Annotated in this window: 19 protein-coding genes; 10 read left to right on the top strand and 9 right to left on the bottom strand. The window is 68.2% G+C overall.

Annotated features, from left to right (window positions below; translation table 11 throughout):
• The first annotated feature begins 85 nt into the window (after positions 1–85).
• The gene (phoU, locus tag HCX50_RS16215) at positions 86–796 is read left to right on the top strand and encodes a phosphate signaling complex protein PhoU (RefSeq protein WP_091028928.1); all 711 of its coding nucleotides are present in this window, start codon (positions 86–88) and stop codon (positions 794–796) included.
• Between the two features lie 92 nt (positions 797–888).
• Here the strand turns inward: phoU and HCX50_RS16210 are convergent, their stop codons facing one another.
• Complete coding sequence (locus HCX50_RS16210; RefSeq protein WP_091028925.1) at positions 889–1,638, bottom strand: phosphoglyceromutase; 750 nt, start codon at positions 1,636–1,638, stop codon at positions 889–891.
• Between the two features lie 59 nt (positions 1,639–1,697).
• Here HCX50_RS16210 and HCX50_RS16205 point away from each other — a divergent pair, with 59 nt between their 5' ends.
• Positions 1,698–2,525, top strand: a complete 828-nt coding sequence (locus tag HCX50_RS16205; protein WP_167635056.1) for a class I SAM-dependent methyltransferase — start codon at positions 1,698–1,700, stop codon at positions 2,523–2,525.
• Between the two features lie 2 nt (positions 2,526–2,527).
• Here HCX50_RS16205 and ygfZ read toward each other — a convergent pair whose 3' ends face one another.
• The 3 genes from ygfZ to HCX50_RS16190 all read right to left on the bottom strand — a co-directional run bounded on the left by ygfZ (position 2,528) and on the right by HCX50_RS16190 (position 4,703).
• Positions 2,528–3,658, bottom strand: a complete 1,131-nt coding sequence (gene ygfZ / locus HCX50_RS16200) for a CAF17-like 4Fe-4S cluster assembly/insertion protein YgfZ (protein ID WP_167635055.1) — start codon at positions 3,656–3,658, stop codon at positions 2,528–2,530.
• Position 3,659: 1 nt separating this feature from the next.
• Entirely contained in the window at positions 3,660–4,262 is a 603-nt protein-coding gene (locus tag HCX50_RS16195) for a heme-binding beta-barrel domain-containing protein (RefSeq protein ID WP_167635054.1), read from the bottom strand.
• Between the two features lie 150 nt (positions 4,263–4,412).
• The gene (locus HCX50_RS16190) at positions 4,413–4,703 is read right to left on the bottom strand and encodes a hypothetical protein (RefSeq protein WP_091029229.1); all 291 of its coding nucleotides are present in this window, start codon (positions 4,701–4,703) and stop codon (positions 4,413–4,415) included.
• A gap of 73 nt (positions 4,704–4,776) precedes the next feature.
• On the opposite strand from HCX50_RS16190, the gene HCX50_RS16185 reads away from it, so the two are divergent.
• The 7 genes from HCX50_RS16185 to pstB all read left to right on the top strand — a co-directional run bounded on the left by HCX50_RS16185 (position 4,777) and on the right by pstB (position 12,898).
• Positions 4,777–5,460: a winged helix-turn-helix transcriptional regulator gene (locus HCX50_RS16185; RefSeq protein ID WP_167635053.1), complete on the top strand. Its 684-nt coding sequence runs from the start codon at positions 4,777–4,779 to the stop codon at positions 5,458–5,460.
• Positions 5,461–5,511: 51 nt separating this feature from the next.
• Positions 5,512–7,677, top strand: a complete 2,166-nt coding sequence (locus tag HCX50_RS16180; protein WP_091029225.1) for an RNA degradosome polyphosphate kinase — start codon at positions 5,512–5,514, stop codon at positions 7,675–7,677.
• Positions 7,674–8,663: an NUDIX hydrolase gene (locus HCX50_RS16175; RefSeq protein ID WP_237682552.1), complete on the top strand. Its 990-nt coding sequence runs from the start codon at positions 7,674–7,676 to the stop codon at positions 8,661–8,663. Before HCX50_RS16180 ends, HCX50_RS16175 begins: the two co-directional genes overlap by 4 nt.
• 171 nt (positions 8,664–8,834) lie before the next feature.
• A complete protein-coding gene (gene pstS, locus HCX50_RS16170; protein WP_091028908.1) occupies positions 8,835–9,941 on the top strand; it encodes a phosphate ABC transporter substrate-binding protein PstS in 1,107 nt (368 codons plus the stop codon).
• A 92-nt stretch (positions 9,942–10,033) separates the two neighbouring features.
• The gene (gene pstC, locus HCX50_RS16165; protein ID WP_091028903.1) at positions 10,034–10,984 is read left to right on the top strand and encodes a phosphate ABC transporter permease subunit PstC; all 951 of its coding nucleotides are present in this window, start codon (positions 10,034–10,036) and stop codon (positions 10,982–10,984) included.
• A gap of 1 nt (position 10,985) precedes the next feature.
• Positions 10,986–12,089: a phosphate ABC transporter permease PstA gene (pstA, locus tag HCX50_RS16160; protein ID WP_091028898.1), complete on the top strand. Its 1,104-nt coding sequence runs from the start codon at positions 10,986–10,988 to the stop codon at positions 12,087–12,089.
• Positions 12,090–12,118: 29 nt separating this feature from the next.
• Complete coding sequence (pstB, locus tag HCX50_RS16155) at positions 12,119–12,898, top strand: phosphate ABC transporter ATP-binding protein PstB (RefSeq protein ID WP_091028894.1); 780 nt, start codon at positions 12,119–12,121, stop codon at positions 12,896–12,898.
• A gap of 71 nt (positions 12,899–12,969) precedes the next feature.
• Here the strand turns inward: pstB and HCX50_RS16150 are convergent, their stop codons facing one another.
• From HCX50_RS16150 to HCX50_RS16130, 5 genes are all read right to left on the bottom strand, one after another.
• On the bottom strand, positions 12,970–13,854 hold the full coding sequence (locus HCX50_RS16150) for an aminodeoxychorismate lyase (protein WP_167635052.1): 885 nt from the start codon (positions 13,852–13,854) through the stop codon (positions 12,970–12,972).
• A 187-nt stretch (positions 13,855–14,041) separates the two neighbouring features.
• A complete protein-coding gene (locus tag HCX50_RS16145) occupies positions 14,042–14,671 on the bottom strand; it encodes a DNA-directed RNA polymerase subunit beta (protein ID WP_091028887.1) in 630 nt (209 codons plus the stop codon).
• Positions 14,672–14,700: 29 nt separating this feature from the next.
• Positions 14,701–15,480, bottom strand: a complete 780-nt coding sequence (locus HCX50_RS16140) for an anti-sigma factor (protein ID WP_167635051.1) — start codon at positions 15,478–15,480, stop codon at positions 14,701–14,703.
• The gene (gene sigK, locus HCX50_RS16135; protein WP_205829315.1) at positions 15,477–16,076 is read right to left on the bottom strand and encodes an ECF RNA polymerase sigma factor SigK; all 600 of its coding nucleotides are present in this window, start codon (positions 16,074–16,076) and stop codon (positions 15,477–15,479) included. The genes HCX50_RS16140 and sigK overlap by 4 nt, the downstream gene beginning before the upstream one ends.
• 31 nt (positions 16,077–16,107) lie before the next feature.
• The gene (locus HCX50_RS16130; protein WP_091028881.1) at positions 16,108–17,820 is read right to left on the bottom strand and encodes a cytochrome c biogenesis protein DipZ; all 1,713 of its coding nucleotides are present in this window, start codon (positions 17,818–17,820) and stop codon (positions 16,108–16,110) included.
• Positions 17,821–17,984: 164 nt separating this feature from the next.
• Here HCX50_RS16130 and HCX50_RS16125 point away from each other — a divergent pair, with 164 nt between their 5' ends.
• Positions 17,985–18,644, top strand: coding sequence for a fasciclin domain-containing protein (locus tag HCX50_RS16125; protein WP_091029214.1), 660 nt, complete (start codon positions 17,985–17,987; stop codon positions 18,642–18,644).
• Positions 18,645–18,719 lie beyond the last annotated feature (75 nt).

Raw genomic sequence — 18,719 nt, 5'->3', positions numbered from 1 at the left:
CGGGAGCACAGACCTGCTCCTGTGCGGACGACCCGCCTTCTCGCGCTGACTCAGCCGAGATCCGAATGAAAGGTTGCGCCCCAACATGCGCGAAGTCTTCCACCAGTCCCTCGAGGACCTCCAGAACCGCCTCGTCGAGATCGCCGACCTCGTCACGGTCTCAATCGATAAGGCCACCAGGGCTTTCGCCACCAGCGACGTGGCCCTGGCCGAAGAGGTCATCGCCGATGACGCGAAGATCGACGAGCTGGCCGTCGCCCTCGACGAGCAGGCCATCGAGATCCTCGCCCGCCAGCAGCCGGTCGCCCGCGACCTGCGCATCGTCGTCACGGCACTGCGCGTGAGCGCCTCGCTCGAGCGCATGGGCGACATGTCCGAGCACATCGCCCAGCTCGCCCGACTCCGCTTCCCCGAGCGCGCCATCCCGAAGGGCCTCAAGGGCACCTTCGTGAAGATGGGCGAGCTCGACGTCGAGATCTCCCGCACCCTGTCGGAACTGCTGCGCACCGGCGACCTGCGCTTCGCCGACACCATCCGCAATGCGGACGACGACGTCGACGAGCTGCACGCCAACGTCTTCGAGAAGGTGCTCAGCGACAACTGGAAGGGTGAGGCGACGGCGACCGTCGACGCCACCCTCGCCAGCCGCTACCACGAGCGCTTCGCCGACCACGCGGTCGCCGTCGCCAAGAAGATGGTCTATCTCGCGACCGGCGACTGGGCCGTCGAGGAGGAGGACATCCGCCTCGCCGTCGAACAGCAGGAACTCGGGCAGCAGGAGCTCGGGCACGCCTGACCCGCCGCGCGAGACCCCGTTTTCACGACGAAACCCCGTGCTGCAGACATCTGCAGCACGGGGTTTCGTCGTGTTCCCCGGGTTTCGGGCTCTTACTTCTTGCCCTGGGCCGCGACGGCTGCGGCACCGGCGGCAGCGGCCTCCGGGTCGAGGTAGCGACCCGGGCCAGTGGGCACGTTGTTCTCGTCCAGCTCGTAGACCAGCGGGATGCCGGTCGGGATGTTCAGCTCGGCGATGTCGTCGTCGCTGATGCCCTCGAGGTGCTTCACGAGACCTCGCAGCGAGTTGCCGTGCGCCGTGACGAGCACGGTCTTACCGGCCTCGAGGTCGGGGACGATCGCGCTCTCCCAGTACGGCAGCAGACGGTCGATGACGAGCTTGAGCGACTCGGTGCGCGGCACCTCGCCGTCGATGCCGGCGTAGCGGACGTCGTTCACCTGGCTGAACTCGCTCTCATCGTCGAGCACGGGCGGCGGCACGTCGAACGAGCGGCGCCAGAGCTGGAACTGCTCGGGACCGAACTCCTCGAGCGTCTGCGCCTTGTCCTTGCCCTGCAGCGCACCGTAGTGGCGCTCGTTGAGCCGCCAGGAGCGCGTCACCGGGATCCACAGACGGTCGGCGGCATCGAGCGCGATGTTCGCCGTCTGGATGGCACGGCTCAGCAGGGACGTGTGCAGCACGTCGGGGAGGATGCCGGTCTCGGCGAGGAGTTCTCCGCCTCGACGCGCCTCCTTCTGGCCCTGCTCGTTGAGGCGGACGTCCACCCAACCGGTGAACAGATTCAGTTCGTTCCATTCACTCCGGCCGTGGCGGAGCAGGATGAGGGTGCGCGTCGCAGTCATGTCGCCAGTTTATCCGGGCGCGGGCCGGCGCTCGATTCGGATGCTGGGAGGATGGAGACATGGCGTCATCTCCCCTCGGTCGGCCAACCCGTGGCACCACGGGGACGAACCGGCTGCGGCGCAACGACCGCTGGATCGCCGCGAGCGATGCCCTGCGCCGGGCATCCGACCCACTGGTCATCGATCTGGGCTACGGCGCCAGCGGCGTCACGGCATTCGAGCTCGCCACGCGCCTGATCCGGGTGCGCGACGACGTCGAGGTGCGCGGCCTCGAGATCGACCCCGCGCGCGTCGCCACCGCCGATGCTCAGCTCGCCGAGGTCCGAGCCGGACGGACGCCCTTCGCGTCCGATCTCCCCGTCTCGTTCACGCGAGGCGGTTTCGAGGTCCCGCTCCCCGGCGGACGGCGAGCCGCGGTGATCCGCGCGATGAACGTGCTGCGCCAGTACGACGAGCAGGACGTCCCGGACGCCTGGGCCCGCATGGCCTCACGCCTGGCGCCGGACGGCCTGCTGTTCGAGGGGACCTGTGATGAGATCGGCCGCGTCTCGAGCTGGATCGACGTCGACGCGCACGCCGTGCCGCTGCGCTTCACGATCTCCCTGCGCCTGGCCGATCTCGAGTGGCCGAGCATCGTCGCGGAACGCCTGCCGAAGGCGCTCATCCACCGCAACGTCCCGGGGGAACGGATCCACGCGCTGCTGGTCGATCTCGACCGCGAGTGGGAGCGGGCTGCGCCCCTGTCGACGTTCGGCGCCACGCAGCGTTTCCTCGCCGCAGTGAGCGCTCTTCGCGCGCAGGGGTGGCCGGTGCTCGGCGGCCGGACGCGCTGGCGGCTGGGCGAGCTCACGCTGCCCTGGGCGGCCGTCGCTCCCCTCGCGGACTGAGGTCAGCTGCCGACGCCGGTGCTGCGCGGGTCGGGCGCAGACGGACGACGAGACAGCCGCGTGAGGCGCGGGATGTCTGCCATGGCACCGGCATCCGCCGGCACGATCACCTGTTGGGACGCTGCGATATCGATGCCGTCAGCACGCACCACGAGATCGCCGACCGGTGCGCGACGGGACAGGATGGCGAGCGCGATCGGCCCGTCTTCATGGTGCCGGGCCACCGAAGTGATGTGCCCGACCTCGTCGTCACCCGCGAACACCGCGGCTCCGGGCTCAGGCAGCACGGCGTCGCTGCCGTCGAGGTGGAGCGCTGCCAGACGGCGCGGAGGGTGTCCGAGGTTGTGCACCTTGGCGACGGTCTCCTGCCCGCGGTAGCAGCCCTTGTTCAGGTGCACGGCGCTGCGGATCCAGTCGGACTCGTGCGGCAGCGAGCGCTCGTCGACCTCGGCGCTCCACCGCGGACGCCAGGCGGCGATGCGCAGCGCCTCGGAGGCAAGGAGTCCCGCGAGGGCATCGCGGTCGATCGACGTGGCGAGCGCGTCCGCTGCGTCGGCGCTCAGGATCGCGACGCGCCACGCGTAGTCCGCCGCGGGATGCTCGGCGACCTCGGCGTACTGATGCCCTCCGCTGCTGATCCGCTGCCACGGATCCGCCCAGATCAGAGGGCTGCCGTTCGGCGCGAACGCTGCCGCGGATGCCGTCGGCGCCACCGCGCCCCCGTCGATGTAGCCGATCAGCGTGAGGTCGGGCCGCACATCGACCGTTGCCTGCGTGCGGAACTTCATGCGGGTCAGCCAGCCGGCGAGCGCCTCGGCGTCACCGGCATCGGCGAGAAGCCAGGTGGATGTGCCGTCGTCGAGGACACCGGCCGCGTGCTCGACGCGCCCCTGCGGGTCGAGCACCAGCAGCTCCGTGCTCTCGCCGGGGGCCAGATGGCCCACCGACTGCGAGGTGATCGAGTCGAGCCAGGTCAGCCGCTCGGGTCCCGAGACCTCGATGACCGTCCGGTCGCGGAGAGGAGCGAGGGCCGCACCGTCGGCGAGTCGCCGCTGCTCGCGGAAGGCATCACCGAAGTGCATGATCCGGTCGCCGTCAGACACGACGCCGTCGAGCTCGCCGAAGCCCGGCATCTCAGACCTTGGCCAGTCGCGCCGAGGCGTGCGAGCGGAGCGGGGTGCCGAGCGCTGCGACATCCCATGCCCACAGCAGGTGGCCGTCGACCAGGCCGTACATGCGGGACGAGGCGGTGTGCACCTTCGCGCCGGCGCTGCGGACGACGGCATCCGTGCCGATGTCGACGCGCGGTCCGTTGATCTCACCGATGTAGAGCTCGAGCGCGCCGTCGGAGTGCGCGACCGACACCTCGATCGGGAATCCGCCGCTGGGAGCGCGCAGCTCTTCGACGTCGTCGACGGTGCGCGTGACGGCGGGAGCCAGGGGCGGGAGCAGTGCGGGCCCCGGATCCGCCGATGCGGCAGGGCGGGCGAGCCGCCAGAAGCCGGTCTCGGCGAGGAGAGCGGTGGCCGGTGCGCCGTCTTCCGAGAGGAACGTCGCGGTACCCGAATAGTTGAGGAACGGGCCGCCGTCGTGGCTGAAGCTGACCCGGTGTGTGAACTCGCCCTGCAGACGTTCGTCACCCACCGGATAGTCGATGACGCCCGTGCCCTCCCACACGCCGATCAACCACGCGAGCGGGGCGAGGTCGGCGGGAAGGTCGGTGGGGAGTTCGATCACGATCGCGTCAGCGCTGGCCGCGGAAGAGGTTGCGCAGCACCACTGCCGAGACGAAGACGATAGCGAGGCTCGCGAGGCCCAGCAGGCCGATGAAGAAGATTTCGAGCGCCATGAGGTCCATGTACTCCACCTTACCGCGCCGCGCCGGCGTCAGGACGGGATCAACGCAGCCAGGCCGAAACCGATCGAGATGAGGCCCATCAGCAGCAGGGCGCCCGTGACACTGCTCGCTACCCGGAAGATGAAGCCCTGCGTGCGCCCGTACCAGAGCTGCACGGCGAACGACAGCAGCACGACGCCGCCGAAGCCGACCAGCATCCAGGGCACGCGCCATTCCTCCGGCACGAAGATGCCGATCGCCACCGTGGCGACGAACGCCGTCGCCCATACGACGATCACACCGACGAACGCGTTGCGCGGTGCGAGTGCTGGATCCGTCATGACACCATTGTTGCGCATCGCGTCCCGGTATCATGGCGGCACGGCGTCGATCCCCCGTCGGTGAGGAGTGCGCGTGGCCCTGGTCCTGGTTCTGACCAACGCTCCGCTCTCGGAGCAGGTCCTGCCCGCTCTCGAGTTGCTGAGCCATAAAGCGCGCCAGATTCCGGCGGAGCCCGCGCAGCTGGTCAACGCCCCGGAGTACGACGTCGTGATCGTCGACGGTCGTCATGACCTGGTGGCGGCGAAGTCGCTGTGCCGCCTGCTGCGCGCCACCGGACAGGACGCCCCCTTGCTCCTCGTGGTCACCGAGGGCGGGATGAGCGCGCTCTCCGGCGACTGGGGCATCGACGATGTACTGCTCGTCACCGCCGGCCCTGCCGAGATCGACGCACGGCTGCGTCTCGCACTGGCGCGGCGCGATGACGTCGCCGAGCCCTCGCGGGTGCAGGCCTCCGGCGTCACGATCGATGAGCAGTCGTACTCGGCGAAGCTGCGCGGCAGACCGCTGGACCTCACCTACAAGGAGTTCCAGCTGCTCCACTTCCTTGCCACACACCCGTCACGCGTCTTCACCAGGGAGCAGCTGCTCAGCGAGGTCTGGGGCTACGACTATTTCGGCGGCACCCGTACCGTCGACGTTCATGTGCGGCGGCTCAGGGCGAAGCTCGGCGACCAGGAGCAGATCATCGGCACGGTGCGCAACGTCGGCTATCGCTTCAACGTCAACGAGGACGAGAGCGTCGCCGCTGCCGGGTGAGGACGGACGCTGTTCACACGAGCGTCACCCGGCGGTGCTTAGATGTACCCCATGATCGATCCCGCACTCGCCGACGCCGGCCTCGGAGACGCCGAAGACGATGACTTCGACGCCATCGAGTCGCCCGACTCCCAACTCCCGGACCACCGCTACCTTGATCGCGAGCTCAGCTGGCTCGCGTTCAACCAGCGCGTGCTGGAGCTCGCCGAGGATCCGTCGCTGCCCGAACTCGAACGGGCCAACTTCCTGGCGATCTTCGCCAGCAACCTCGACGAGTTCTTCATGGTGCGCGTGGCCGGCCTCAAGCGGCGCATCATGACCGGACTCGCGGTGCCGACCAACATCGGCCGCTCCCCCGTCGACGCGCTCGCGGACATCTCCCGCGAGGCGCACGCCTTGCAGCTGCGTCACGCGGATGCATGGATCTCGATGGTGCGCCCCGCTCTCGCCGAGTCCGGCGTGGAGATCACCGACTGGTCCGAACTCACCGACGGCGAGCGCTCCGCCCTGTCCGAGTACTTCCAGGCCCAGGTCTTCCCGGTGCTGATGCCGCTGGCCGTCGACCCGGCTCACCCGTTCCCGTACATCTCCGGCCTCTCGCTGAACCTCGCGATCCGCATCCGCAACGCCCGAACGGGTCGGCAGGAGTTCGCGCGCCTCAAGGTGCCGCCCATGCTCCCCCGCTTCGTCGAGGTGCCCGGTGGCGGCGAGATCAAGCGCTTCCTGCGCTTGGAGGAACTCATCGCCAACCACCTGGGCGATCTGTTCCCCGGCATGGAGGTGCTCGATCACCACGCGTTCCGGCTGACGCGCAACGAAGACGTGGAGATCGAGGAGGACGAGAGCGAGAACCTGATCCAGGCGCTCGAGGCCGAGTTGCTCCGTCGCCGGTTCGGCCCGCCGATCCGGCTGGAGATCACCGACGACATGGATGACGTCACCATGGATCTGCTGGTCCGTGAACTCGACATCACCGACCTCGAGATCTACCGCCTCCCCGGCCCGCTCGATCTGCGCGGCCTGTTCGATCTGTCCCGCATCGACCGCCCCGACCTGCGCTACCCGCCGCACCTGCCCACCACGGCCGTGGCCTTCCAGCCCGCGGGATCGAGCAACCGCGCCGACATCTTCAAGGCGATCCGCAAGTCGGACGTGCTGGTTCACCACCCGTACGAGTCGTTCACCACCAGCGTGCAGGCGTTCCTCGAGCAGGCTGCCCGCGACCCGCACGTGCTCGCCATCAAGCAGACGCTCTACCGCACCTCCGGCGACAGCCCCATCGTGCAGGCGCTCATCGACGCGGCCGAGGCCGGCAAGCAGGTTCTGGCACTCGTCGAGGTGAAGGCGCGATTCGACGAGGCCAACAACATCGTCTGGGCGCGCAAGCTCGAGAAGGCCGGCGTGCATGTGGTCTACGGACTCGTCGGGCTGAAGACGCACTGCAAGCTCGCCCTCGTGATCCGCGAAGAAGACGGCAAGCTCCAGCACTACTCCCACGTCGGCACCGGCAACTACAACCCGAAGACCAGCCGCATCTACGAGGACTTCGGCCTCTTCACCGCAGATGCGCAGGTCGGCAAGGATCTGACCCGACTCTTCAACGAGCTCAGCGGTTATGCCATCGAGAAGAAGTTCAAGCGGCTCCTCGTCGCCCCGTTGCACCTGCGCAAGGGTCTCGTCCGCCAGATCGACGCCGAACGCAAGAACGCCGAGGCCGGCGTTCCCGCGCACATCCGCATCAAGGTCAACTCGATGGTCGACGAGGAGATCATCGACGCGCTGTACCGCGCGAGCGCCGCAGGAGTGAAGGTCGACGTCTGGGTGCGCGGCATCTGCAGCCTGCGCACGGATCTCGACGGCATCAGCGACAACATCACGGTGCGCAGCATCCTCGGCCGCTATCTGGAGCACTCGCGGATCTTCGCGTTCGAGAACGGCGGCGACCCGCAGGTGTACATCGGCAGCGCCGACATGATGCACCGCAACCTCGATCGTCGCGTGGAAGCACTGGTGCGGGTCACCGATCCCGCCCACCTGAAGGAGCTGCAGACGTTCTTCGACCTGGCGATGGATGCCGGGACGACCTCGTGGCATCTGGGCGCCGGCGGCGTCTGGGAGCGCCACGCCGTGGACGCGGACGGCAAGCCCCTGATCGACCTGCAGGATAAGACCATGGGGTTGATCCAACGGCGTCGCCGCGCACGGGCGGTTCGATGAACACTCGGCAGCTGCAGCTCCCGCCCGACACGGCGACCGGGTCGAAGTGGGCGGACAAGGCCGTGTATGCGGCGGGAGCTGTGGTCTGGCGACTCGTCGAGGGCAAGCTGCGGATCCTCCTGATCCACCGCACGAAGTACCGCGACGTCACCCTGCCCAAGGGCAAGGTCGACCCCGGAGAGATGCTCGCTGAAACCGCCGTGCGGGAGGTGCACGAGGAGACCGGCATCCGCGTCTCGCTCGGCGTATCGGTCGGTGTGAGCCGGTACCACCTGGCATCCCAGAAGCAGAAGGTCGTGCACTACTGGGCGGCAGAAGCGACGGACGCCGCCATCCGGGAGTCGACGTTCGTGCCCAACCGGGAGATCGCCGCGTTGGAGTGGGTCAGCGTGAAGAAGGCGCGTGCGCGCCTGAGCTACCCCGTCGACCTCGAGATCCTCGACTTCTTCTCCAACCTCGTCGACGACGGCGTGCTGCGCACCTTCCCCGTGATCGCGCTGCGGCATGCGAAGGCCACGCCCCGTTCGGAGTGGGACGGGTCGGATGCCTTCCGTCCGCTCACCGAGCGCGGACGCAAGCAGGCGAAGTCGATCGTGGGACCGCTGCGTGCCTTCGGCGTGCGCCGGATCGTGACCAGTGACGCGGTGCGCTGCGTCGAGACGATCACCCCGCTCGCCCGTGCGCTCGATCGCAAACCCGTGAAGACCGACAAGATGAGCCAGGACGCCTGGGAAGACGGCGAGTCCGATCTGCGCGCGGTCGTCGGACGCCGTATCCGCGCCGGCAAGCCGGCCGTGCTGTGCAGCCACGGCCCGGTGCTGCCCGGCCTGCTCTCGGAGATCGCGCTGGCAACCGGCACCATCCAGGGCTCGTATCTCAGCAGCGCCGCAGACCTCGAGCCGGCCGCGTTCTCGGTCGTCCACCTCTCCTCCACGAATCCCGGATCCGGGATCATCGCGATCGAGACCCACATCCCGAAGGTCTGATGCGTCGACGGGCTCCGCGCCCCAGGGCCGCAATCTCGCGGGAGCACCCCAGAGAGTCGCCCGTCGTTCACCTGCCGTTCACCTGCTCGGGAGAGTCTCGTTAACCGTCGCCCATAGCGTCACTGTGTGCCCTGCACCGGGCCCCACCCATCAAAGATCGAAGGATCCACAGTGAAGATCTCCCGAATCGCACGAATCGGCGCCATCGGCGCCGTCGCCGCTCTCGCCCTCGCCGGCTGTGCCGCGAACGAAGGCGGCACCGGTTCCACCGAAGCTCCCACCTCCGACGTCGCGGCCGTCAGCGGCTCGCTGGTCGGCGCCGGCGCATCCTCGCAGCAGGTCGCCATCCAGGCGTGGACCGCCGAGTTCCAGAAGACCAACCCCGACGCCCAGGTCGAGTACGACCCGCAGGGCTCGGGCGGCGGCCGCGAGTCCTTCCAGCAGGGTGCGGTCAACTTCGCCGGTTCCGACCGCGCGTTCAAGACCGACGAGATCTCGGCCGGCGGCTTCGGCGCGTGCGTCGACGGCTCCGACCTCATCGAGATCCCGGCCTACGTCTCCCCGATCGCCATCGTCTTCTCGCTCGACGGCGTGGACGAGCTGAACCTCGCCCCCGAGACCATCGCGTCGATCTTCGCCGGCAAGATCGCCAAGTGGAACGACCCTGCCATCGCCGCGGACAACCCCGACGCTGAGCTCCCCGACCTCGCCATCACGCCGGTGCACCGCTCCGACAAGTCGGGCACCACGGGCAACTTCACCGACTACCTCGCGCAGACCGCGGGCGACGTGTGGACCGCGGGCAGCGTCGAGGAGTGGCCGGCCGACCTCGCCGGCGAGTCCGCCGAGAAGACCTCGGGTGTCGCCAACGCCGTCAAGGGCGGACAGGGCCTCATCGGCTACATCGACTCGTCGCAGGCTGCCGACTTCTCGGCCGTCAACGTCAAGGTCGGCGACAAGTTCGTGCCGCACTCAGCCGAGGGCGCCGCTGCCACGCTCGACGCGTCGAAGATCGAGGAAGGCCGCACCGACGGCGACCTCGCCTTCGCGATCGACCGCACCACGACCGCTGATGGCGCGTACCCCGTGCTCCTCGTCAGCTACCTCATCGGCTGCGCCGAGTACGAGGACGAGAACGTCGCCGCACTGACCAAGGCGTTCTTCACCACGGCGATCAGCGCCGAGGGCCAGGACGTCGCCGCGACGAACGCCGGCAGCGCCCCGATCTCGGACGACCTGCGCACGCAGGCACAGGCTGCGATCGACCTCATCAAGTGAGTCGATGACGGTCTCCGGGATGCCATACGGCGTCCCGGAGACCGTCTGCTCGCGTCAGACACCCGATCTCCACTGAGCAGGAAGCAGCTCCCATGACAGCCACGACCTCGCCGGCGTCTACGCGCATCGTCGCGAAGAAGCGCGCCGGTGACCTCTGGTTCTCCGGAACGGCGGTCGCCGCCGGGTCCATGATCATGATCACGCTGGCCGCGGTCGCGATCTTCCTCATCGTTCAGTCGATCCCGGCCTTCACCGCGACCGCCGAAGAGGCCTCCCTCCTCAAGACCAACTTCTGGGACTACGTCGGTCCGCTCCTCTTCGGCACCGTCTGGGCGGCCTTCCTGGCCCTCCTCCTCGCCGTCCCCCTCTCGCTCGGCGTGGCGCTCTTCATCACCCACTACGCCCCGCGACGACTCGCTCAGGGTCTGGGCTACGTGGTCGACCTGCTCGCCGCCGTCCCTTCGGTCGTCTTCGGCCTCTGGGGCATCCTGGTCCTCGCACCCGCGGTGCAGCCCATCTACGTCTGGCTGAACACGAACGCCTCCTGGATCCCGTTCTTCGGTGGCGTCGTCTCCCCCACGGGCCGCACAATCCTCACCGCCGCCATGGTGCTCGCGGTCATGGTCGTCCCGATCATCACGGCCATCTGCCGCGAGATCTTCCTGCAGACCCCTCGCCTCCACGAGGAGGCCGCCCTCGCCCTCGGCGCCACCCGCTGGGAGATGGTCCGGATGGCTGTTCTGCCCTTCGGCCGATCCGGAATCGTCTCCGCCTCGATGCTCGGCCTCGGCCGGGCGCTCGGTGAGACCATGGCCGTCGCGATGGTGCTCTCGGTGAGCAAGGCCGTCACGTTCGAACTGCTCACCTCCACGAACCCCTCCACGATCGCAGCCAACATCGCGCTGACGTTCCCCGAGGCGTACCAGGTCAACATCAACATCCTCATCGCGACCGGTCTGATCCTGTTCGTCGTGACCTTCGCGGTGAACGCGATCGCACGCTGGTTCGTGAACCGCCGCAAGGAATTCTCGGGAGCGAACTGACATGACCGTTACCGCCCCCGAAACATCGCTCGCCGCGAGCGCGGCCCCGTCCCCGCTCGCGCTCAGCTCGGGACACCTCCCTCGCTGGTCGCCCTGGGCTCTTCTCGGCCTCTCCCTCCTGATCGGGTTCACGCCGTTCGCCATCACGGCGCTCGCCAGCGGATCCGACCTCAACATCGCCGGCTCCGTCGTCTTCGGGGCCCTCATCTACCTGGTGCTCATCTACGTGATGTCACGCATCATCGAGAGCCCCCGGAAGGCGCTCGACCGTCTGATCACCGGCGTCGTCACCTCGGCGTTCGCGATCGCGATGGTGCCGCTGGTCTCCGTCGCCATCACGGTGGTCGCCAACGGGGTCGCCCGCTTCGACGGACTGTTCTTCTCCTCGTCGATGCGCGGTGTCCTCGGCGAGGGCGGCGGCGCCCTCCACGCCATCATCGGCACGCTCCTCGTCACCCTCGCCGCCGCGGTCATCTCGATCCCGATCGGCCTGATGACGGCCGTGTACCTGGTCGAGTACGGCAAGGGCGGGCGCATGGCCCGCACCATCACCTTCCTGGTCGACGTCATGACGGGTATCCCCTCGATCGTCGCCGGCCTGTTCGCCTACGCGGTCTTCGCTCTGATCTTCGGACCCGGCGTGCGCATGGGCATCGCCGGCTCGGTCGCCCTGGCAGTGCTCATGATCCCGGTCGTCGTGCGCTCCACCGAGGAGATGCTGCGGCTCGTACCGAACGAGCTGCGCGAAGCGGCTTACGCGCTCGGGGTGCCGAAGTGGCTCACGATCGTCAAGGTGGTCCTCCCCACCTCGATCGCCGGAATCACGACCGGTGTGATGCTCGCCATCTCCCGCGTGATCGGCGAGACGGCGCCGCTGCTCCTCACGGCCGGATTCACCGACGCCATGAATTACAACCTGTTCAGCGGCCGCATGCAGACTCTCCCCGTGTTCACGTACTCCCAGTACGCGTACCAGGGCATCCCTGCGGAGGCATACGTCGAACGGGCTTGGGCAGCCGCCCTGACGCTCATCATCATCGTCATGCTGCTCAACCTGATCGCCCGCCTCGTGGCGAAGATCTTCGCCCCCAAGACCGGCCGCTGAGCCCTCGACCCGACAAGCAAGGAACAGCAGTGTCCAAGAGCATCGAAGTCAACGACCTGAACGTCTACTACAGCGACTTCCTCGCCGTGGAAGGCGTCTCCCTCGACATCCAGCCACGCAGCGTCACGGCCTTCATCGGCCCGTCGGGCTGCGGGAAGTCCACGTTCCTGCGCACGCTCAACCGCATGCACGAGGTCATCCCCGGCGCCCGCGTCGAGGGAGAGGTGCTGCTCGACGGCAAGGACCTCTACGGCCCCGGCATCGACCCGGTGCTCGTGCGCCGCCAGGTGGGCATGGTGTTCCAGCGCCCGAACCCGTTCCCCACGATGTCGATCAAGGAGAACGTCCTCGCGGGCGTGAAGCTCAACAACAGCCGCATGTCGAAGAGCGATCAGGACGCCCTCGTGGAGAAGTCCCTGGTCGGAGCGAACCTCTGGAACGAGGTCAAGGACCGCCTCGACAAGCCGGGGTCGGGCCTTTCCGGCGGACAGCAGCAGCGTCTGTGCATCGCCCGCGCGATCGCCGTGTCGCCGCAGGTGCTGCTGATGGACGAGCCGTGCTCGGCCCTCGACCCGATCTCGACCTATGCGATCGAGGAGCTGATCGGCGAGCTCAAGAACGAGTTCACGATCGTCATCGTCACGCACAACATGCAGCAGGCATCCCGCGTGTCCGACAAGACGGCATTCTTCAACATCGCCGGCACGGGCAAGCCGGGCAAGCTCATCGAGTACGACGACACGACGAGCATCTTCACCACGCCGTCCGTACAGGCCACCGAGGACTACGTCTCCGGCCGCTTCGGGTGAGCTGAGGCTTCCGCGAAGAGGGTCCAGGAGTATCTACTCCTGGGCCCTCTTCTGTGCGCACCCGCGGACGCTCAGTCGCGCGGGGAGAGCAGGTAGCGGTTCAGGTCGGCGGTCAGGGCCTGGTCGACCGGGAGGGTGACGTCGTCGACGGCGGTGATGGCCGCAGCGAGGCGGACGCTCGACACGAGCCACGCGGCATCCGCCTGCGGGAGATCCGTCGCCGGGATGCGGTCGTAGCCGACCTCGAATCCCTGCGCAGCGAGGTGCTCGTACACACTGAGCTGCGTCGTGCCGTGCAGGATGCCGCCGTTCGGGGCCGGCGTGACGAAGCGGTCGCCGAAGCGGAGGATGAGCGAAGCCGTCGGCGCCTCCAGCACGAAGCCGTCGCTCGACAGGAAGATCGCATCGTCCGCCCCGCGCCGGTGCGCCTCGCGGAGCGCCGCCATGTTCACCGCGTACGAGAGCGTCTTCGCGCCCAGCAGCAGCCACGGCGCTCGCTCGGCCGCACCCAGGTCGTATCCGCGATCGAGGGTGACGACGCGCACGCCCGTCTCCCGTACGGCGGAGAAGTCGGATGCCGGCGCGGCCGTCACCCACGCGGTCGGCGTGGGCCCGTGCTCGACGCCGCGGCTGAGGATGAGCTTGATCACGGATTCGCCCGCACCCAGCTGGGCGGCCGCCCGGTCGATGGCCTGGCGCCACTGCGCGAGGTTCGGCACGGGAAGATCGCACAGGCGTGCCGAATGCGCGAGCCGCTCGAGGTGCGGGACGACCTCTTGCGCATGCCCGTCGACCACGCCGATCGACTCGAACACGCCGTCACCGCGCTGCGTGCTCAGCTCCCCCACGCTGAGCGCCGGAGCCGCGGCGTCCACCTGCGTGAACGTGTCGGCGTACTCGGAGCGCTGCTCCTCGGCGGCCACGGGATCGATCATGAGTGCGAAACGCCCGGTCATGATCCGAGCCTAGAGGGCGGGAATAGGCGTGGCCGCATCGCGTTACAATTGAGTGGCCGGGCCGCATAACCCCGGGCTCCATTTTTCGCCGCTACGAGCGGCCTTCCGCCGAGAGGCGTTCTTGCGGCCCGGTCTTTTCTTTGTCCGGCGCATTCCCAGGGCCTCTCGGCCCGTCGGAACGTGTCCGTCAGCTGAGAGCCCCCGTGCGCCACAGCACCGCGGCGGCAGCCAGATCCTGCGCGTAGCTGCTCAGGCGCAGCGCTCGGGTGGTCAACTCACTCGCTCGCGAGGGCTCGGTCGGCTCGTAGTCGTCCGCCGTGTGCGTCGCACCCGAAGCCTGCACCCGGCAGAACGCGGCAGCGCGGTCGAGGGCCACGGCGAAGTCGCCGCGGAATGCCCCGCGCAGGATCGTGTCGACCAGCGCGACGAGCTCATCGGGACTCGCCGGCACCGGAGCACCGGCGATCACGACGTCTGCCGAAGCCAGCTCCACCCGACCGCGGTCGTAGAGCAGCGCGGCCGTGCGGGCGTCGGCGTGGATCGCGAGCTGCAGCACGTACAGGCGCCACAGAGCTCCGGGAAGCGTGCGGGACGGAGCCTTGGACCACAGCTCCGCGATCTCATCGATGCCGTGCTCGGAGGTGAACGCCACGAGCCGCTCCGCGCTGGCTCCACTCTCGTCTGCGCGGACGCGGGTCAGCAGAGCGGATGCCGTGGCGTGTGCGACCCGCGTCTCTTCGGCGGGATCGTGCGCGCCGACGATGTTGTCGAAGGACGAGGTCGGTCGGCGCACGGGGCGGTGGTGCTGCTCAGGCATCCATCCAGGGTACGCGCGATCGGCGACGCTCAGGCCGTGGGGATGACGATCACCGGGTCGGTCGTCGGCTGCCCCGTCGGCGACCCGCCCGCCTGCTCGACGGTGACCGCGATCGCATCGCCCGCCTGCATGTCGCCATCGAGCAGGGCGGTCGCATCACCGCCGTCGACATCGAACACGCCTGCCGAGACCGGGGCATCACCGCGCACGAACCAGAGTTCGTACGTCTCGCCCTCCCCCGGATTCGGGAGCCCGTCCGCCACCAGCACGGCCTTGCCGACCGAGCCCGACCAGTGCGCCGTGGCCGTTCCGCCGTCATCGAGCGCGACCGTCGCCTGCTCGGCGTCTCCTGCCGCTTCGATCTCCTGCAGGGCGACCACGCTCGCGGGGCGGTTCAGCTGCTGATTCAGGGCCACTGCGCCGATGCCGACACCGACGAGGAGGGCGAGGCACGCGGCCAACGCGAACACCGTGCGAGTCCAGCGGCGCGGCTGCGGGGACTCGACGGCGGGCTCCTCCGCGGCGCGGCTTACCGGTGCGGGAGCGGCCGCACGCGGCTCGTCTCCGTCCGATGCGCGCCCCTGCGGCGTCACGGCGATCTGCGCGAGCAGAGCGGATCGGATGCTCGCGGGCGGATCGACCGTCGCGGCCGTCTCTGCGAGCATCCCGGCCGCACCGGCATCCGCTTCGACGATGGTCTGCCATTCCGGGTGTGCGGCGAGCGCGTCGTGGAAGCGGCGCTCATCTTCTGCCGACAGAGCGTGCAGGGCGGCACCTGCCGCGAGCTCTGCGAACTCCTTCTCGTTCATGCCGTCACCCCCATCGCCGTGCGCAGTCGGGTCAGCCCGTCTCGCATTCGTGTCTTGATCGTTCCCAGCGGCGCGCCTACCAGGGCCGCGATCTCGTTCTGACTGTAACCGCCGTAATAGGCGAGGACGAGTGCCTCGCGCTGCACCTCAGGAAGCCCCGAGAGAGCGTCGACGACCTTCTCGCCTTCGATTCCCAACTCCACCTGTTCTGCGACGCTGTCGTGTGCCACACCGATGTCCTTGAACCCGGCCCGCACATCGCGGTCGGCGCTCGACTGCGATGCCCGCACCCGGTCGACGGCCCGACGATGTGCGATCGTCATGACCCACGCTCGTCCCTGACCTCTGTTCGGAGCGAAGCGGGAAGCGGATTGCCAGATCTCCAGGAAGACCTCCTGCAGGACCTCCTCGCTCTGCGCCCGGTTCACCAGGACACGGAGGATCAGCCCGAAGGCGCGGGAGGAGAGGGCGTCGTAGAGGGCCGCGAAGGCAGCCTGGTCACCGTCGGCGACGCGCACGAGGAGGTCGCCGACAGCATCCTGCGTCGCGCCGTCCTCCGGGACGTCCATTCCGTCGATGACCATCTCCACAAGCATGCCGTATCTCCTCTCCCTACCCGCGCAGACGTCACCCGAATGTGAAGGAATAGACCTGGATCCCCGGCGGCACGTCGAGCGTGAGGGTGCCTTCGGCGATATCGGCCTGCTTGAGCAGCTCGTACGAGCGCGGAGTGCCGTCGATCGCGATGGTCTCCGTCGATCCGTCGTCGCGGCGGAGCTCGATGTCTCCCGTCCCGGCGACCACGACCCGCACTTCGGCGGCGTGATACTCGAGACTGATCCGGCCGTCGTCGCTCTCGGGAGTCGCGAACTGCGTCTCGATCGTCCAGTCGCCGTCGAGCGCGAAGCTGTCCGCCGGCTGATCCTTCGGGATCGTGTACGCGTTCGTGCCGGAGCGGTAGTCGCCGCCGCCGCCGTAGTTCACGTCCTTCGACGAGCCCAGGAACGTCTCCCTCGTGGTCGACCCCACATCGGGTGTGTCATCCTCGACGTCGGTCGCGCCAGGAAGGTCGACGGACGGATCCGCGTCCTTCAGCAGCTCACGGATCATCGACTCGGTCGCGGCATAGTTTCCCTCGCCGAACGAGATGTGGCGCACGGTTCCCTCCGCATCGATCAGGTAGTGCGCGGGCCAGTAGCGGTTGCGGTAGTTCGTCCACGTCGACAGGTTGTTGTCGAGGGCGACCGGGTACTCGATGCCGAAGTCCCGCGCACCGGCCGCCACATTGCCCGGGTCCTTCTCGAACGCGTACTCGGGAGAGTGGATGCCGATCACCTGGAGCCCCGCATCGCGGTACGCCTCATCCCAGGCGACCACATGCGGCAGCGAACGCTGGCAGTTGATGCACGAGTACGCCCAGAAGTCGATCAGCACCACCTGGCCGCGCAGGTCCTTCAGGTCGAGGGCCTCACCATCCGGCGTGTTGAGCCATTCCTGGATGCCCTTGATCGACGGCGCCGTTCCGCACGACTCGAGTTCCTCCGCACCGTTGGTGCACTTGTCGAGGTCTTTGTTCTCCTCATTGACGAGTCCGCCGAGGTCGAGGGCGTCCTTCACCTGATCGGAGTCGGCGATCTGCTCCTGCAGCGGAGCGGTGTAGTCGGGCAGCAGACGCTGCAGAGCCTGCGGCACGTTGAACACGAGTCCGACGGCGAGCGCGATCATCGCGATGCCGGCGGCGATGCGCAACCCGCGCTCCTTCGAGCGGAAAGAGCGGATGCGCTCGACGACGCTGCGACCGGCGAGGGCGAAGATCAGCAGCGGCACCGCCACCCCGATCGAGAACGACACGGTGAGCAGCACGGTTCCGATGCCGATCTGACCGGTGGAGCCCGCGACGATGATGGCGGCCAGCACGGGGCCGGCACAGGGCACGAACACGGCACCGAGCGCAAGGCCGACACCGAAGCCGCTCCCCCGGTTCTTCACCTCGCGCTGTCCGAACCGCTGGAACGGCCGCTCGAGGATGTGCTGGAACCGCGGCACGATGAGCCCGACGCCGATGATGATCAACACCGCGATGCCGACCCAGCGGATGATGTCCTGCGGCAGATTCAGCAGTCCGAGCAGCAGTGAGCCGCCGAGCGTGACGAGTGTGAAGCTCAGCACCAGCCCCGCGATCACGAAGTAGGGACGGCTGCGCCTGGCGGGCACCACCTCGTCTTCGTACCGTGCCGACTGCGCACCCCCGGTGAGGAAGATCACGGGCAGCACGGGCAGGATGCACGGCGAGATGCCGGTGATGAGCCCGCCGAGCAGGCCGATGATGATCAGGTCCATGAGGTCCCCACTTCTGTCGGGAGCTGTTCGCTCCGGGGGCGACAACGGATTGGATTCGATCGATCTGAGAGATTTCTGAGATTTCTCCCATCCGATCTCGAAGGTGCTCCGAACAGCCCTCGACGCCACGGAGAGGCCGTGGCTCAGTTCTGAAGGAGCTCGACATGTTCAGCACCAAGAAGAAGGTCACCGCAGCCATCACCCTCGGCCTGGCGAGCGCGTTCCTGCTCTCCGCCTGTTCGATGGGCAGCGGCAGCACCACGGAGGAGTCCACCGAGCCCAAGGCTCCCGAGACGTCGGAGTCGACGCCGATGGAGATGGACCCGGCCGCGAACCTCGTGGGCCCCGGTTGCGCCGCCTACGCCGAAGCCGTGCCGGAGGGCGCAGGATCGATCCAGGGCATGTCCCAGGACCCGGTCGCTGTCGCCGCATCCAACAACCCGATGCTGACCACGCTGGTCGCAGCGGTGAGTGGACAGCTCAACCCCGACGTGAACCTCGTCGACACGCTCAACGGAGACGAGTTCACCGTGTTCGCACCGGTGGATGACGCCTTCGCGAAGATCGACCCGGCCACCATCGAGGCTCTCAAGACCGACAGCGCGACACTGAGCTCGATCCTGACGTACCACGTGGTCCCCGGCCAGATCGAGCCGGCCGACATCGAGGGCATGCACAAGACGGTCCAGGGTGCCGACCTCGAGGTCACCGGCAGCGGCGATGACTGGATGGTCAACGACGCCAAGATCGTCTGTGGTGGAGTGCAGACCGCGAACGCGACCGTGTACCTGATCGACACGGTCCTGATGCCCCCGGCTTCCTAAGCACGGGATGGCCGGGAGGAGGACCCGGCACGCGGCCTTCTCGGAGTAGGGGGAGCCACCCGAGAAGGAGACGGG

The organism is Microbacterium sp. B19(2022), from assembly GCF_012030385.1.
Classification (GTDB): domain Bacteria; phylum Actinomycetota; class Actinomycetes; order Actinomycetales; family Microbacteriaceae; genus Microbacterium; species Microbacterium oxydans_B.
Note: the sequence above shows the minus strand (reverse complement) of the source record. Positions and strands in the feature narration are given on the sequence as shown.

Bases quoted from the DNA above. Each gene is read 5' to 3' on its own strand.
- HCX50_RS16205 (WP_167635056.1), top strand. From the start codon at position 1,698: ATGGCGTCATCTCCCCTCGGTCGGCCAACCCGTGGCACCACGGGGACG.
- sigK (WP_205829315.1), bottom strand. From the start codon at position 16,076: ATGCTTGTGGAGATGGTCATCGACGGAATGGACGTCCCGGAGGACGGC.
- HCX50_RS16150 (WP_167635052.1), bottom strand. From the start codon at position 13,854: ATGACCGGGCGTTTCGCACTCATGATCGATCCCGTGGCCGCCGAGGAG.
- pstC (WP_091028903.1), top strand. From the start codon at position 10,034: ATGACAGCCACGACCTCGCCGGCGTCTACGCGCATCGTCGCGAAGAAG.
- ygfZ (WP_167635055.1), bottom strand. From the start codon at position 3,658: ATGCCGGGCTTCGGCGAGCTCGACGGCGTCGTGTCTGACGGCGACCGG.
- HCX50_RS16125 (WP_091029214.1), top strand. From the start codon at position 17,985: ATGTTCAGCACCAAGAAGAAGGTCACCGCAGCCATCACCCTCGGCCTG.
- HCX50_RS16180 (WP_091029225.1), top strand. From the start codon at position 5,512: ATGATCGATCCCGCACTCGCCGACGCCGGCCTCGGAGACGCCGAAGAC.
- pstA (WP_091028898.1), top strand. From the start codon at position 10,986: ATGACCGTTACCGCCCCCGAAACATCGCTCGCCGCGAGCGCGGCCCCG.
- HCX50_RS16175 (WP_237682552.1), top strand. From the start codon at position 7,674: ATGAACACTCGGCAGCTGCAGCTCCCGCCCGACACGGCGACCGGGTCG.
- HCX50_RS16140 (WP_167635051.1), bottom strand. From the start codon at position 15,480: ATGAACGAGAAGGAGTTCGCAGAGCTCGCGGCAGGTGCCGCCCTGCAC.
- HCX50_RS16190 (WP_091029229.1), bottom strand. From the start codon at position 4,703: ATGACGGATCCAGCACTCGCACCGCGCAACGCGTTCGTCGGTGTGATC.
- HCX50_RS16130 (WP_091028881.1), bottom strand. From the start codon at position 17,820: ATGGACCTGATCATCATCGGCCTGCTCGGCGGGCTCATCACCGGCATC.
- HCX50_RS16210 (WP_091028925.1), bottom strand. From the start codon at position 1,638: ATGACTGCGACGCGCACCCTCATCCTGCTCCGCCACGGCCGGAGTGAA.
- HCX50_RS16145 (WP_091028887.1), bottom strand. From the start codon at position 14,671: ATGCCTGAGCAGCACCACCGCCCCGTGCGCCGACCGACCTCGTCCTTC.
- phoU (WP_091028928.1), top strand. From the start codon at position 86: ATGCGCGAAGTCTTCCACCAGTCCCTCGAGGACCTCCAGAACCGCCTC.